Here is a 15,058-nt window from a genome sequence, read left to right as displayed (position 1 = left end):
TTTGAATGGTTGAGTATACGGAAATTCATATCAAAATGACGAACAATTTATGCAAAAGCTGCATCAGTCTCCAAACGGAATAACAGGCAGCACAATGTGCGAAGGCTGTTCCGGGGTCATATAAACAGTGTTTGCAGCCACTTTCTTAGTGGTAGCCATCCCTTCGGGCTCGCCTGTGTTGAAGTTGAGGTCAAAATGCGGGAAATTACTGCTCGATATATCCAGTCTCACTCTATGTCCCTTTCTGAAGAGGTTGCTACTGGGAAATGGTTCTATGGTAATGGGATATACCTCCCCCGGCGTCATAAGCGTCGGCCTTTCCCATGAATCTCTGTACCTGCATCGTAAAATTCCGTCGGTAATATTCATCGCAAAGCCGTTTGGATAGTCTTCGGACGGCGGATACACATCGACGAGCTTCATGGTGAAATCCGTATCCACACAGTTGGACGATACCCAAAGATTGGCGAGTATATGTCCCGTTACCTCGATGTCCCGCTCCAATGACTCTGTTTGAAAACTGAGCACGTCCGACCGGTCCGACAGCTTTCTGCCTTCACTTTCTGAACCAAAAAACCTCTCACTCTCCACCTGGTCAAAGGCACCACCCTCCATAATGGGGGCACCCGACGTAATGTTTCCACCTACGCTCGGCACGGGATGGTCGGGGTCATATGTAAAGGAAAGAGGCCTATTATCTGCGGCCAGGTCACTTTCCAATCCTCCCCTGCTATTTAAATAAAGTTTCAACTCCTGCGCTTCAGGTATTGGCCATTGCTTAGCAAACCTCCACTTCCCACCATGGTCAAGCCTTCCCTCAGCGTTCTTCCTTCCGCTGCCCCCTCCCATCACAAATACCGCTACCTCTGGCTCCTCTTTGGTGCCGTTATTGTTTCCTTTCATCCATTGATCAAACCAACGCAGCCTGGCGGTGAGGTAGTCGGGTGACAGGTTTGCATCCAAAGTAGCCTGGCTGCCAAAATCAACATCGCCAGCGTAGGTGAAAGACCTCCTGCCATGCATCCACGGCCCAATGATGAGTTTCAAAGGCCCCTTGCCGAGCTTCTTCATGCCCAGATAGTTATCAATAGCCGTTCGGGGATAGGGATCGTACCAGCCGCTCATGTGAACCTGAGCTGCGTTCGGGAATTTATCATAATATCCCTGCGCATAAATGCCGGGCTGCTTCCAGTAGTCGTCGAAGTCGCCATGCCGCCACTGTTCAAACACATAGTCCTCGTATTCGGGCACGGCGGTAAGAGGAGAGTTGCCAGGCTGCCAGGGCATTTTTTTGAACCAGCCTTTCACGTCCATGTTTTTAAAAATCGCCTGCACTACCGGATCTTTCAATGCTTCCGGGTCTTTCGGGCCATTTCTAATCGCCCAGGTGACCTGCTTGAGCTCAAAAGCTCCTCCCTGCCGAATGCCGCCCTGATAGCTGTTGGAGAAGCCGCCCGAGTCGAGCCACATCGCCACTACCCCCGGAGCTCCGGCACTTGCCAGAGATGCCTGATTATGGGCAGCATACGACAAACCCATTGTTCCGATCTTCCCGTTACACCAAGGCTGTTTCAAAATCCACTCGCAGGTATCAAAGCCATCATTCGGATCGGACAGGTATTTGACATACTCACCTTCCGAATTGTAGCGGCCACGGCAATCCTGATAGACCACGATGTAGCCTTCGCTGACAAAGAATGCTGCCACCTCGGCCCTGTCCTTATAGGTTGTAGTGTCTGCCGCTGTCACTTCAGAAACGACTGGCAGGTGCTTGCCGTAAGGAGTTCGCTCCAAAATAACCGGAAAAGCCTTGCCGATTCTTTTATTGCTTTTTGCTGGAAAGTAAACGTCGGTGGCAAGTCGTACCCCATCCCGCATGTCTACCATGATATCATTTTCGATAATTGTTTCGAAAGGCGTATAACTTTCTTGTTTGCAGCCCACCAGTACTCCACCGCCATACACCATGAGGCCCAGCAAGCCAGATGTTCGCACAAACTCCCTGCGGCTCAATTCTTTATCAGTAAGCACTCTGTGTATTGGCATTTGTTTTCTATTTTGGAGTAATCCTGGCCGCCACTGCCGTCAACCGATATAAAAATAGTGACACAAGGAAATTGATTTCCACCATTAGCGTAATAAAAGCAACCTTTTTCACATTAATTCGCTCATACAGTAACTCAAAATTCAAAGGACATGCTTAAGAACTACTTCAAAGTGGCGATAAGGAATCTTCTGCGTCACAAAGCCTATTCTCTCATCAATATTCTTGGCCTGTCTATCGGCCTCACCTGCTGCCTGCTGCTTTTCATCTATGTGCAAGACGAGTTGAGCTATGACAAGTTTCACACCAAGAGTGAGCGTATTTACAGACTCAAATACGAAATCAATGGATTCAATCTCGCACGAAGTCCTTTGCCTATTGCTCCGAATCTTGTCTCATTTTTTCCCGAAGTGGAAAAAGCGGCAAGAATGTACAACAGGGACGCCAGTGTCGAAATCGTAGATCAGGCTGGTAATAAAAAGCAATTCGAAGAAGGCAGGATTTTCTTCGCAGATAGCTCTATTCAGGACATTTTCACTTTTGAGTACGTGGCTGGCGACCCCGCATCAATGCTCAGAAATCCCTTTTCTGTTGTGCTAACCGATGAAGTAGCTGAGAAGTATTTTGGAAATGAAAACGCCATCGGTAAAACCATTTATCTGGCAGGCAATCACCCTTTCAATGTAACGGGGATAATAAAAGACTTTCCCAGCGCTTCTCATGTTCATTTCAGTATGATCGCTCCGTTCGACAACCTATTTGACATAGAACAGGGCAACGGCCAGGAGCTGAAGCAACGACTCAACCAAAATTGGGTAGCCTCACACCTATACACCTACGCACTGCTGAAAGAAGGGGAGTCAGCGGAAACGGCCAATGCACGGTTCGAAGCTTTCTATGACAAGTTTGTTCCTGAAAACCTCAAATTGGGTCAGAAGTGGTCGTTCTTTCCCATGTCGGACACCCGCCTGTATGCCAATCTTGCTGCAGACCCCGAACCAGTGTCCAGCATCACTTTTGTATATATTTTCTCAGCCATTGCCATTTTGACGCTGCTCATTGCCTGCATCAACTTTATCAACCTGTCCACTGCCAAGTCGCTGCAACGGACAAAAGAGATTGGCATGCGTAAGGTATTGGGTGCCTGGAAAACCCAGCTAGTCATACAATTTCTGGGTGAATCGCTTGTGGTAAGTCTGGTAGCAGCTTTCATTGCTTGTGGGCTCTCATTTTACCTGCTGCCTGCCCTGAATACACTTACCGACAAAGAGCTGTTATTTGGTGACTTCATCACTGCATCCAATGCACTGATGTTTCTTGCTCTGGTGGTCACAACAGCCATCGCTGCCGGACTGTACCCCGCATTCTTTGTAACTAAAATCGATCCGGCCAACTCGCTTAAAGGTATTCTTTCAAATAAAGGAAAAGCGGGTCTTTCGTTTCGTAAGGTCCTTGTAATTGTTCAGTTCACCGTTTCCATCATACTGATCTCAGGTGGTATCATAGTATACCAACAAGTCAACTTCATGCGCAATCGACCTATGGGTTTTGAAAAAGACTTCATTATTAACGTGCCGCTCTTTAGCAATAATTTCAATAATGCTTTTGGAGGCGTTGAAGGCGACATGAGGCAACGAATGAACACCTTCGAAGACGAAATGATGAGGAGCCCCAATGTGTTGGCGTCCACCCTTTCCGATAATCCACTAGGCTTGGGATCTGTTTATCGGCCTGTTGTTCCCGATGGACATACAAGAGAAGAAAATATCATAGCGCCTGTGCTCTCGGTAGACTATGACTTTATTGATACATATGGTCTGAACGTTGTTACCGGCAGGGCCTTTGATAAGTCGTTTGGAACTGACCACCTCAACGCAGTGCTCGTTAATGAGTCAGCCGTGAAAGACTACGGCTTTGGCTCTAATGAAGAGGCCATTGGCAAAAAATTCACAGTAGAAGGAAATGACTGCCAGGTGGTTGGAGTAATCAAAGACTTCCATTTCATGACTTTGCAGCAGCCCATAGGGCCATTAGTGTTTCGGGTATCGGTGGCCAACTTCACCATGTTCTCAATTAAAGTTCATCAGCAAAACCTGCCTGCCACCATTGCCGGCATAGAAGAGATTTGGACCAGGCACTTCCCCGAAAAGGCGTTTGAATATTCCTTTCTGGATGAAACGCTCGCATCTTCATACCGAAATGAAGAGCGACTAGGGAAAATCGTAGGCTACTTTGCAGGCATTGCCATTCTTATTTCCTGCCTGGGCTCGTATGGCCTGATCATGTTTCTGGCACAGCAGAAAATGAAGGAAATCAGCATACGTAAGGTGCTGGGTGCCACCATTGGCAACATCATCTTGCTACTGTCCAAAGGATTTGCTCTGCTTGTTTTGCTTTCGCTGTTGATTGCCGTGCCCGTGGTTTACTACTTTATGGATGGGTGGCTTAGCGACTTTAGCTTTCGCATCAATATCGGGCCGGGAAGCTTCCTGCTGGCAGGTGGCTTGACGCTTTTGATCGTCGGCCTGACCATTAGCTATCAGGCGATCAAAGCAGCTTATTCGAATCCGGTGAGCACGCTGAGGAACGAATAGCTGGGTAAAAAAACAAATAGCAAAAGGAAAAAAACAAAGAAGTTCCAAATTCGAAATTGAAGGGCAACTCCACCGATCGGTAATTTGGCAGTAGGCCTAAGTCTGGAGCTTTGTATTTGATGTTAATTTGCCTTTTTGTTTTTGAGCCTTGTTGTTTGCTCGTGCGTGTATTCGGTCTTCTTCGTGACGTTTCGCTCAAATAAAGCGAACCTGGCAAACCAACAATGTTGTTAACTTCGTAGTTATACCAAAAAAGAAAGCCATGAAGAACTTATTGATAAAAATGACTGGTCTTGCCTTGTTGGCGTTCGTTACCAGCTGCCAGGCACAGGGACAGAAAGAAGTTGCGGCCAATACGGGCACAGGAGAGTTTAAGCTAACAGAAGCGCAATGGAAAGAAAAGCTAACAGCCGACCAATACTATGTGCTGAGAGAAAAGGGAACTGAAAGGGCTTTCACTGGCAAATACTGGGACAACCACGATAAAGGACAATACAATTGTGCCGCATGTGGGTTGCCACTATTCAGTTCACAAACCAAATTTGAGTCTGGCACCGGATGGCCAAGTTTCTACCAGCCGCTTGAAAAAAAGAACATCCTCGTCGGAACCGATAAATCGCTCGGCATGGTGAGAGACGAAGTACTATGTGCCCGCTGTGGCGGTCACCTTGGTCACGTATTTCCTGATGGACCCAAGCCAACCGGACTGAGGTACTGCCTGAATTCGGTGTCGCTGGAGTTTGTAGCAGAGAAAAAATAAACCAGACCCCGCAAAAAACAAACACGAAAGGCAAAGCCCAAACAAGGTTCAGATTCGAAGGAAAATAAACGTAGAAGTAGAATAAGATTTCGCTTGGCCAATGCCTGGTGGGAAGTACTGGTTCTCATTCCAATTGCGGAACAACTTGATGAGTGCGGGAGCAATCTGTTTATTAGAATTTTACTCCTTATAAACAGATTGCCACGGGCCATTAGCCATTGACCTGGGAAAGAACTGCATAATGACCTCGCAATCACCGTTCGGCAGCAACTGCCTTTCAAAATTTCAACCTTCCCCTTTTGAGTTTTATTTGATTTTTGTCTTTTGATTCTTGGTATTTCGCCGCTTGGCTGTAATTTCCTTTTCAAAAAAAAGAAACATGAAATAGCCATAAGGAATACCTTACCCAACGGAATGAATAACCTGTCAGCAGACTAAGATCTATTCCGTAATGGTACAGGCTATTCCATCTAACCGCTGAAAAACAAATTTTATAAAGATGAAATACCTACTCTTACTCGGAATCATTTGCATATCGATGAACAGCTTCGCTCAGGAAAAAATATACCTCTGGCCTGACGGTGCCCCCATGGCCAAAAGCAAAGAAGATGCCGATCAGCCCTACATGATGGCTTACAATCCTGCTACCAAAAACGCACAGAAATCCGCAGTTGTTATCTGCCCCGGCGGCGGCTACGGGCATCTGGCCGACGACCACGAAGGCAAGCAGGTGGCCAAATGGTACAACGACCGTGGCGTAACTGCCTATGTGCTCTACTACCGCCTGGGTTTTCACAAAAGTGGCTACACCCACCCGGTGCCCCTGATGGATGCAGAAAGAGCACTAAGAACGGTAAGAGCCAATGCTGGTAAGTGGGGGCTCGACCCCAACAAGGTAGGTATCATGGGCTTCTCCGCCGGTGGGCACCTGGCGTCCAGTCTTGGCACACATTTCACTGATGGTGACAAAAGCAGCAAAGACCCTGTCGAAAAAGTCAGTTCCAGACCGAACTACATGGTGCTCGGCTATCCGGTAATCAATATGGACGATAGCTTCACTCACCGGGGCTCTATGTTCAACCTGCTGGGCGACACGCCCAACAAGGCAGAGCAAACCTTGATGTCGAACGAAAAACAGGTAACCAACCTCACTCCGCCTACTTTTCTGGTACACACAACCGAAGACTCGGCCGTGCCCGTAGAAAACAGCCTTTACTTCTACCTGGCCCTGAAGAAAGCAGGAGTGCCTGCCGAAATGCATATTTATGAAAAAGGCGCTCACGGGTTAGGGATGGTGAACACTAAAAACGAAGTATTCAATTCCTGGGCCGATAGGCTGGCCGACTGGCTGAAGGTACATCAGGTGATTGACTAGGCCATTTACTAAATTTGTCGTGCCACCAGCTACGGCTGTGGGCACGACAAATACCCCCAAATCTCTAAATCTAAAAAGGTGAAGCCTCCTCCCAAATAAAGCTCTCGATCTTAATTGCCCCCGACACGGCGGGCGGGAGAAAAATGGTGGAGGGGTGCGGGACAAATGGCCCGTGCGTTAATTTTTCGATGATTTTTGGTTACTTTTCATCCTAGGAAAAGTAACAGCCCGTCCGGCTTGAGGACAAAAGCACAAATCATACCTGATGACCGATAAGTTTGACGTTCTTTTATTGATCAAGGAACACTACCACCTCGCCTGCACCAACTTCAAAAGCCTCGAAGGCTACGACAGCACCAACTTCAAAGTCATAACAGACAAGGGCACCTTCCTACTCAAAATTTATCAGGACGAGCCTGGCCTTGAAGAACTGCTGGAAGCCGAGAATAAAATTCTATTGCTGCTCAACAACAAGCTGCCGGGCTACTTCTCCAACCCCATCGCCAATGTCCGGCAGGAGCTAGTCACCATCATCCAAACCAACGGAGGTGAAACCATCTTCCTGCGTCTGCTCACCTTTCTTGAAGGATCCTTCTTTGCCGAGTCAACCCCAAGCACTGCCCTCCATTACTCATTGGGCCAACTTCTTGGCAAAATGGACAAAGCCCTAACAGGGCAATACTACTCAGCCGTTGCCGCCAAAGACTTCGATTGGGATTTGAAACTATACGTACGCAACCTTCAGCATGTCTCCCACATCGAAGATTCAAAAAAACGCAAATGGGTTGAGTACTTTTTCATGCAACAAAAAGAAGTCGCCGACCCCTTGCTGCTAAAACTTCCGAAAACAATCCTCCACGGAGACGCCAACGATTGGAACCTGCTGGTGAATGGCGACAAAGTCACTGGCCTGATCGACTTTGGCGACATGTGCTACAGTCCTCTCGTCAACGAGCTGGCCATAGCGCTTACCTACGTGATGTTTGAGAAAGAAGAACCGCTGGAATGGGCCATCCCGGTGCTGACCGGCTACCATGAGGTGCTGCCCTTGGATGAGAAAGAAATTGATCTGCTGTTTTACCTCATCGGCACCCGCCTGGCGGTGAGTGTGAGCAAATCGGCTTTCACAAAAACCCTGAAGCCCGACAGCGACTACATTACTATTAGCGAAAAACCAGCCTGGGAGCTGCTGGAAAAATGGGTTCGAATGAATCCCAGACGGGTCAGTCACGAGTTTCGCACAGCTATTGGCTTGCCTCCGACTATTACCGACAACACCAATGAGCTGCTGAGCAAAAGGCTTAAAGTAGCTAGTAAGGCATTGTCCATCAGCTTCGACAAGCCCGTCCACATGGTGAGTGCCGCCTTTCAGTACATGCACGACGACCTGGGCAACACCTACCTCGATGCTTATAACAATATTCCGCACGTAGGGCACTGCCACCCCAGAGTGGTGCAGGCTGGTCAGCAACAAATGGCCCGGCTCAACACCAATACCCGCTACCTGAGCGAGGTGTACAACAACTATGCAGAGAAGCTGCTGAGCAAGTTTCCGGCTAAGCTATCCAAAGTCTTTTTTGTTAATTCCGGCAGTGCAGCCAGCGACCTGGCCCTGCGGCTGGCCCAAACGCACTCCCGCAAAAAGGGCATTGTGGTAATGGAGCACGGCTACCATGGCAACACCCGGCAGGTGATCGACATCAGTCATTATAAATACAACCGCAAAGGCGGCCAGGGCAAAGCAGAGCACATTCTGGAAGCAACCCTTCCCGACACCTACAAAGGCCAGTACACCCAGAACGACGGTACGGCAGGCAAGCAATATGCTGCCGATTTGATCGCCAGAATAAAAGCAAGTAACCTCGACATCGGCACTTTTATTTCTGAACCTATCGTTGGCTGCGGTGGACAAGTGCCGCTGGCCAAAGGCTACCTGAAAGAAGTGTACACCTATATGCGGGCCAATGGAGGTGTATGCATCAACGATGAGGTGCAAACTGGCTTTGGCCGACTCGGTACTTATTTCTGGGGTTTCGAAATGCAGGAAGTGGTTCCCGACATTGTGATCCTTGGCAAGCCCATTGCCAATGGCCACCCGATGGGGGCTGTTGTTACGACTGAGGAAATCGCTGCATCCTTCGAAACAGGAATGGAGTTCTTCAGTTCCTTCGGTGGCAACCCAGTGTCGTGCGCCATAGCCCATGCTGTGCTCGACGTGCTGGAAGAAGAACAACTGCCTGAACATGCACAAAAACTGGGCACCTATCTCCTCAACGGCTTTGAGAACCTGACCAAGAAATACGAATGGGCAGGCAATGCCCGGGGGCAGGGCCTGTTTCTGGGGCTGGAATTGGTGAAAGACAAAACTAAAAAAGAACCCTTCACCGAACTGGCGGCTTTTGTGAAAAACAAACTCAAGGAGCAGAACATCCTCATTGGCACCGACGGGCCTTTCGACAATACACTAAAGATCAAGCCACCCATGTGCTTCACGCAGATAAATGCAGATGAGCTGCTACAGGCGATTGATGAGGCGCTCAGTGCCTGGACCATCGCCTAACCCGTTCTCGTGCAGGCACTCCCCACTACCAGCCAGTTACTAATCAAGCCATTCATGAAGTAGCTGCTAACGGACTTTTTCACCAGGTCTGATTTGCGTTTTCGTTATACATTGATTATCTATGTATAAAGACTTCTTAAGTATATGGATTTTTCCAAATCATTGATTGCTGCTTCCTCCAAACCTCTCATCCTCGGTATCCTACAGCAGGGTCCCAACTACGGGTATGACATTATCCAACAAATCAAAACCCTCTCGGGCGGACAACTGGAATGGGCCGACGGCATGCTGTACCCTGTTCTCCACAGGCTGGAGAAAGAGGGGCTGGTCACCTCGCAGTGGAACCAGTCGGACAATGGACGTCACCGCAAGTACTACGCCATTACTGAGCTTGGCAAGGCGGCCATTCATCAGGAACAGGAACACTGGCTGGCTATGCACCATGTACTCCAGAAGCTTTGGTCACTCAACTCAAAAACTTCACATGGATAATCAACAACTCATCGAACGCCACATCATTCAATGGCGCCAACAACTCAGAAAGCAAAAGAACCTGGAAGATGGCGTGATCGCCGAATTGGAAGATCACCTGCGACAAAGTATTGAGCGACTGCAAACGCAGGGCTGCTCTGCAGAAGACGCCTGCAAAAAAGCCATTGAAGAGCTGGGCACTCCTGCCGACATCAACGAAGAAGAGCATTCAGTACAATTCAGGTACAACGGCTCCTACTGGCCACTGCTGGGCAGTTATTTCCTCATTGCGCTGCGCAACATCCGACACAGAAAGTTCATTGCTTCCATCAATGTGCTCGGTCTTACCCTGGGTGTGGCTGTAAGCCTGCTGCTGGGTGTTTATGCTTACGACATCATCACCTATGACCAGTTTCACGAAAATGCTGACGACATTTACTTTTTGTATCGTACCAGGCCCACGCCTGAAGGAGGGCAAATTGACGTGAGCGATACATGGCCACCCCTGGCCGAAGAAGTACAAAAAGCTATTCCCGGCGTCAAAAACATCTCACGAATTATTTTTGGTGGGCAAACGACAATCAGGTACAATGGGCAGGATTTCAGCGAAAGAATGGCCTTCGGCGAGCAAGGCATGTTCAAAATGTTTTCTTTTCCTTTGGTGCGTGGGCATAAGGCACAGGTTTTCGCCAACCCAAGATCGGTCGTAATAAGTCAAAACATGGCGGAACGACTCTTTGGTGATGCCGACCCGATCGGTAAAACTATAGAGCTGCAGCTTGCTACACCAGTAAGTTATGAGGTAACGGGCGTTTTTGGAGAATTCCCCTTCAACTCCAGCTTCAACTTCAACATGCTGGTAAACATGGAGTCGAGACGGCAGCAGTGGATTGCAGACGGAGATTACGGGTGGGTATCGTCGTTTGTTCTCAGCTTCCTTCAGCTGGAAAACGGAAAAGACCCAGCTACCCTGAAGACACAATTCCCCCAACTAGTGGAGAAATTTGTCACCCCCTCTGAGCGGGGTACCCTGGAGCTGATGCCTCTGGCCGACTATTACGACTTCAACACGGGACAGCAGCAGTACGGCTATTTTCTGGAATATATCTCTTTCGGGCTACTGCTGATTGCCTTTTTCAACTTTGCGAATCTCAACGCTGCCCAGTCGCTTGGCAGGTTCAAAGAGGTAGCAGTGCGCAAAACGTTTGGCGCCGGGGGCAAAGACCTGGTTCTCCAGTTTACCGGAGAAACTACGTTTCTTTTTGCCGTCGGTAGTATCCTGGGCATAGCATTGGCTTTTATTCTGCTACCCTACTTCATTGACCTTTTTGGACAGCAAATGTCACTCGCATTTCTGTTTGAGCCCATGCCCTTGGTCAGCCTCCTGGCAGGCATTATCGGCCTGGGATTGGTAGCCGGCATTTATCCTACGCTCACCCTTTCCAAGTTGAAGGCCGGAGAAGTGATGCACGGCAGCACCTCTCTAAAGAGGAGCGGCTTTGACCCAAAAAATATTCTTGTCACCTGCCAATTCGCAATTGCCGTGATGCTTGTCAGCGCTGTACTGATCATGTATCAGCAAATCAACTTCATGAAGACGGCAGACATGAATTTCGATCCCGACAATGTACTGATCATCAATGCACGGTCAGGTGAAGGTGAAGAAAACGAACAGCGATGGGCCGCTTTCCGGAATTCGCTCGAAGCAGTGCCTGGCGTGAAATCGGTGAGTGCTTCCAACTCCGCACCAGGCAGGTACAGCGGGAGTTTTGTATTGGTGCAATCGGAAGATGCCAGAGACAGGGCTCCCCTCGACTGGCGGTTTGTGAGTGTCGACGACAAGTATTTCGCCACCATGGACATTGACTTTGTGCAAGGCAGAGATTTTGACATCGACATGCGCTCCGACCAACGCAAGTCGGTCATCAACCAGGCGGCTATGAAACAGCTGGGCTGGGCTTCGGTAGAAGGCCATAAGCTCATGTTCCCCGACTCTGACGAAGGATTTGAGGTGATTGGCGTAGTAAAAGATTTCAACTTCAGGTCATTGGCCAATGCAGTCGAGCCTGTCATCCACGTTTTCCGGGGCAGAAACAGCAACCGCTACAACATGCTGCTGGTACGCCTCAATGCGGCCGGTCTTAGCGAAACCATGGCTCAAATTGAGAGCGCCTGGAAAGGCTTTGACGCCAATCACCCGATTGACTACACTTTTGTCGATCAGCAGTTCCAAAACCTCTACGAGACAGAAGAACGCATAGGCTCGATGACACTCTATGCTACTTTTATGGCCATCCTGGTGGCCGTGCTGGGTATTCTTGGTCTGGCAAGCTTCACTGTGGCACAGCGGATGAAAGAAATGGCCATCAGAAAAGTATTAGGCGCTTCTGTACAACAATTACTCATGATCCTCCTAAAACAAACAACACTTCTATTCCTCGCAAGTTTGCTCATTGCGGTGCCCCTCAACTACTATGTAATGAACGACTGGCTTGAGGGATTCGCCTTCCGAATCAACCTTGGGCCATTCGCCTACTTGCTGGCGGCTGGCATCGTGATGGTTACTTCCTGGGTGGTGCTGGGCAGCTATGCACTAAAGTCGCTGAAGACAAATCCGGCCAGAACATTAAGGAGCGAGTAGACCGGACGGACTGAAAGATTCAGCGACGTGGGGTTTTCATACGAAAACGAAAGGCGGCCATTGTTAACTTCAGCAATGGCCCGCTATTTTTCTACCACCCTTATCACACTGTTGCCATTCACCATTACGTGATAGTCGACCCCGTTAAGTGATATTTCTACACTCACCAGCGCTCCGAGTGAGAGGTCATTAAATTCTGCCTCGGTTACTTCAAGGGTGGCTATTTGAGCGGCATGATTGGCGGCAATATCTATTGCTTCTGTGGTGGCAGCAATTTCCGCTTCGATAGTAAAAGTAAAGCCGTTTGTACTGTACAGAGTGATCTTCCCTGTCGTTACAGGCACATCGATACTCCCTAGAAACACCTTGTATTGGTATTTACCTGCAAATGTCACCACGTTCACAAAGCTGGCGGCCACCAGCTGGCCTTCTTCGGCTGGAATAACGGTCACTGCATCATAAATCCAGGGGTCGTTTTCCCGGTAAGCCTCCACAAACACATAGCCCAGGGTTTTGGCCAACGCCTTTCCAGTGGGATCCACGCTTAGCACATTGGTATTCGAAGATCTCCACTGTATGCTTTTGTCTGTGGCATTTTCCGGCAAAAAAGCTAAATCCAATGATTCCTCTGTGTTGACAAAGGCAACTACCACTGAGTCCCCACCAGCAATCTCGACTGATGACAATGGAATAGGCAGCACATTTACCGTTAGTGTAGCCTCCACTTCTTCGCTCTCACTACTGAGCTTGATGGTGGCTGTGCCTATCGATAAAGCTCTTAGCAAGCCAGTAGCCGATACAGTGGCCACTTCTTCATCCGACGACGTCCATTTCAGGTCATCAATTGTGATAGTATCTGGCAAAATTGTGTATCGAAGCAGCGTGGAATCTTCCATGAGGATGTTTATGTCTCTTTCACTCAAAAGAAGTGTCGGATGCACCTCCTCCACCGGATCAGGCTCGTCTGTTTCGCCACCACAACCAACAACAAAAACACAGGCGATAAAAAAATGCAAAAACGAAATGGTACTGGCTGATTTCATGTGTATATAATTTTGTTTCGATCAAGTAGTAAAGTATCCATAACAAGGTTAAGAGAGTAAATTTTCATGTTCGTGCTCCTTCCCGATAAATCGGGATTGGCTACATCGTTGGGTGCTTAACCTGTTTGTTAGACCAATTTCATCTACAGGCTGTCATTGAAGACGCTCCAGTAACAGACCGGCCTTTTAAAGTTCTTTAAGCGGCAGAAACCAAATCGTAGCCTAGCTCTTTTAGTTTGGCTAAGTGTCTTTTGATCTGCTTCTTGTTTCGTTCAGCACTGTCGTGCAATAGCGGTTCCTTGTAGGCCTCTTTGTTTTTTAGAACATGGTAGGCGGCGATAATAATCTTATGACCAACTGCTACCAGCGCTTTCTTTTTGCCTCTGCGTGCAATTAAACTTTGATATTTGCGCTTCAGGTAGCCGTCTTTCTTTCTTGTCGCCCCCCAACCACATTCCACCAAAAGAGACTTCAGGTAGCGGTTTCCCTTAACTGTCCTTGTGCTTTTTTTTTACCCGCACTCTCGTTGTTCCCCGGGCTCAGCCCTGCCCAACTACTCAAGTGATGCTCGTTAGGGAACTGATTCATGTCTACACCAATCTCACTGATAATGCTGATGGCGCTGTCTTTTCCCACCCCATCGATGGTTTGCAGCAAGTCTATTTCTACAGCATACTGAGCAGTGGATCGGTCTATATGTTGCTCCAGTTCTCCAATGATCCCTTCTTTTTCCTCAATGCTCTTCCTGATAATATTGAGCATAAAACGATGATGGGCTGTTAATTTTCCCTCAAGGGCTTTACGGATGTCTTCTCGGTTGGCCTTTACCTTCCCGTGAATGTGCTTCATTAAATCATCCACATTGGTCTTACCATCAATGATATCATTGATGATTTTACTACCAGTGGCACCATGAACTTCGGTAAGTACAGTGCTGAGTTTGATATTGGCATCTTCCAGTATCCTTATCAATCTGTTCTTCTCGCTGGCTACATGTTCTACTTGGCGCTTTTTGTACCTGACAAGATCCCGCAACTCTCTAATGTCTCTTGGAGGAATAAAACTTCCTCTTAACAAGCCAGCCAACAGCAACTTGCTGATCCATCTGCTGTCACGTTTGTCTGTTTTGTGCCCTGGTACATTCTTCACGTGGCGGGCGTTGACCAGAATAATTTCAAAGTCCTCTTCCAGTATATTAAATACTGGCTTCCAGTAAACGCCTGTGCTTTCCATTGCCACATGGGTAACTCCCTGGCTTTTACACCAATCTCTTAACTCTGTCAAAGAACTTGTGTAGGCTTCAAACTCCCTGGTCTGGTAGTCATTCTGCCCTTTGCTGATCGTCGCTACGATCACCGCCTGATGTACGTCAAGGCCACAGCCGACCTTCACTATTTGTTCAAAAGCTACTTCTCCCGTTTCCATATAACTTTCAAGGGTTTCGATAACCCTTGAAAGTTACTCAATATTCATTTTCGTTCGGGTGTGCTAAAGTCGCTCATGGAGATTTCATCTGTATAAAATTTACTTTTTAGCGGCCAGATGGAATAGCCTGTACCATTAAGGAATA

At 48.2% G+C, this 15,058-nt stretch carries 10 protein-coding genes; 6 read left to right on the top strand and 4 right to left on the bottom strand.

Translation table 11 applies throughout. The features are described 5' to 3' along the window. Positions 1-63: 63 nt before the first annotated feature. A complete protein-coding gene (locus RT717_RS06625) occupies positions 64-2,046 on the bottom strand; it encodes a CocE/NonD family hydrolase (RefSeq protein ID WP_317490954.1) in 1,983 nt (660 codons plus the stop codon). Positions 2,047-2,196: 150 nt separating this feature from the next. Here RT717_RS06625 and RT717_RS06620 point away from each other — a divergent pair, with 150 nt between their 5' ends. From RT717_RS06620 to RT717_RS06595, 6 genes are all read left to right on the top strand, one after another. Next, entirely contained in the window at positions 2,197-4,638 is a 2,442-nt protein-coding gene (locus tag RT717_RS06620; RefSeq protein WP_317490953.1) for an ABC transporter permease, read from the top strand. A 262-nt stretch (positions 4,639-4,900) separates the two neighbouring features. Further along, positions 4,901-5,398, top strand: a complete 498-nt coding sequence (gene msrB / locus RT717_RS06615) for a peptide-methionine (R)-S-oxide reductase MsrB (protein ID WP_317490952.1) — start codon at positions 4,901-4,903, stop codon at positions 5,396-5,398. A gap of 499 nt (positions 5,399-5,897) precedes the next feature. Further along, positions 5,898-6,773 (top strand): alpha/beta hydrolase, encoded by an 876-nt coding sequence (locus RT717_RS06610; RefSeq protein WP_317490951.1) that lies wholly within the window; start codon positions 5,898-5,900, stop codon positions 6,771-6,773. A gap of 265 nt (positions 6,774-7,038) precedes the next feature. Then, a complete protein-coding gene (locus RT717_RS06605; RefSeq protein WP_317490950.1) occupies positions 7,039-9,333 on the top strand; it encodes an aminotransferase class III-fold pyridoxal phosphate-dependent enzyme in 2,295 nt (764 codons plus the stop codon). 144 nt (positions 9,334-9,477) lie between these two features. Beyond that, a complete protein-coding gene (locus tag RT717_RS06600) occupies positions 9,478-9,825 on the top strand; it encodes a PadR family transcriptional regulator (RefSeq protein WP_151998554.1) in 348 nt (115 codons plus the stop codon). Next, the gene (locus RT717_RS06595; protein WP_317490949.1) at positions 9,818-12,445 is read left to right on the top strand and encodes an ABC transporter permease; all 2,628 of its coding nucleotides are present in this window, start codon (positions 9,818-9,820) and stop codon (positions 12,443-12,445) included. The genes RT717_RS06600 and RT717_RS06595 overlap by 8 nt, the downstream gene beginning before the upstream one ends. 83 nt (positions 12,446-12,528) lie before the next feature. On the opposite strand, the gene RT717_RS06590 is transcribed toward RT717_RS06595, so the two are convergent. The 3 genes from RT717_RS06590 to RT717_RS06580 form a co-directional block, all read right to left on the bottom strand. Next, complete coding sequence (locus tag RT717_RS06590) at positions 12,529-13,488, bottom strand: Ig-like domain-containing protein (RefSeq protein ID WP_317490948.1); 960 nt, start codon at positions 13,486-13,488, stop codon at positions 12,529-12,531. Between the two features lie 196 nt (positions 13,489-13,684). Beyond that, positions 13,685-13,948: a hypothetical protein gene (locus RT717_RS06585; RefSeq protein ID WP_317489102.1), complete on the bottom strand. Its 264-nt coding sequence runs from the start codon at positions 13,946-13,948 to the stop codon at positions 13,685-13,687. Positions 13,949-13,959: 11 nt separating this feature from the next. Continuing rightward, a complete protein-coding gene (locus tag RT717_RS06580) occupies positions 13,960-14,913 on the bottom strand; it encodes an IS110 family RNA-guided transposase (RefSeq protein ID WP_317489103.1) in 954 nt (317 codons plus the stop codon). Positions 14,914-15,058 lie beyond the last annotated feature (145 nt).

Source organism: Imperialibacter roseus, from assembly GCF_032999765.1.
GTDB classification, from domain to species: domain Bacteria; phylum Bacteroidota; class Bacteroidia; order Cytophagales; family Cyclobacteriaceae; genus Imperialibacter; species Imperialibacter roseus.
Note: the sequence above shows the minus strand (reverse complement) of the source record. Positions and strands in the feature narration are given on the sequence as shown.

Excerpts from the sequence above, each read along its gene's own strand:
- RT717_RS06625 (WP_317490954.1), bottom strand. The coding sequence starts at position 2,046 with ATGCCAATACACAGAGTGCTTACTGATAAAGAATTGAGCCGCAGGGAG.
- RT717_RS06620 (WP_317490953.1), top strand. The coding sequence starts at position 2,197 with ATGCTTAAGAACTACTTCAAAGTGGCGATAAGGAATCTTCTGCGTCAC.
- msrB (WP_317490952.1), top strand. The coding sequence starts at position 4,901 with ATGAAGAACTTATTGATAAAAATGACTGGTCTTGCCTTGTTGGCGTTC.
- RT717_RS06610 (WP_317490951.1), top strand. The coding sequence starts at position 5,898 with ATGAAATACCTACTCTTACTCGGAATCATTTGCATATCGATGAACAGC.
- RT717_RS06605 (WP_317490950.1), top strand. The coding sequence starts at position 7,039 with ATGACCGATAAGTTTGACGTTCTTTTATTGATCAAGGAACACTACCAC.
- RT717_RS06600 (WP_151998554.1), top strand. The coding sequence starts at position 9,478 with ATGGATTTTTCCAAATCATTGATTGCTGCTTCCTCCAAACCTCTCATC.
- RT717_RS06595 (WP_317490949.1), top strand. The coding sequence starts at position 9,818 with ATGGATAATCAACAACTCATCGAACGCCACATCATTCAATGGCGCCAA.
- RT717_RS06590 (WP_317490948.1), bottom strand. The coding sequence starts at position 13,488 with ATGAAATCAGCCAGTACCATTTCGTTTTTGCATTTTTTTATCGCCTGT.
- RT717_RS06580 (WP_317489103.1), bottom strand. The coding sequence starts at position 14,913 with ATGGAAACGGGAGAAGTAGCTTTTGAACAAATAGTGAAGGTCGGCTGT.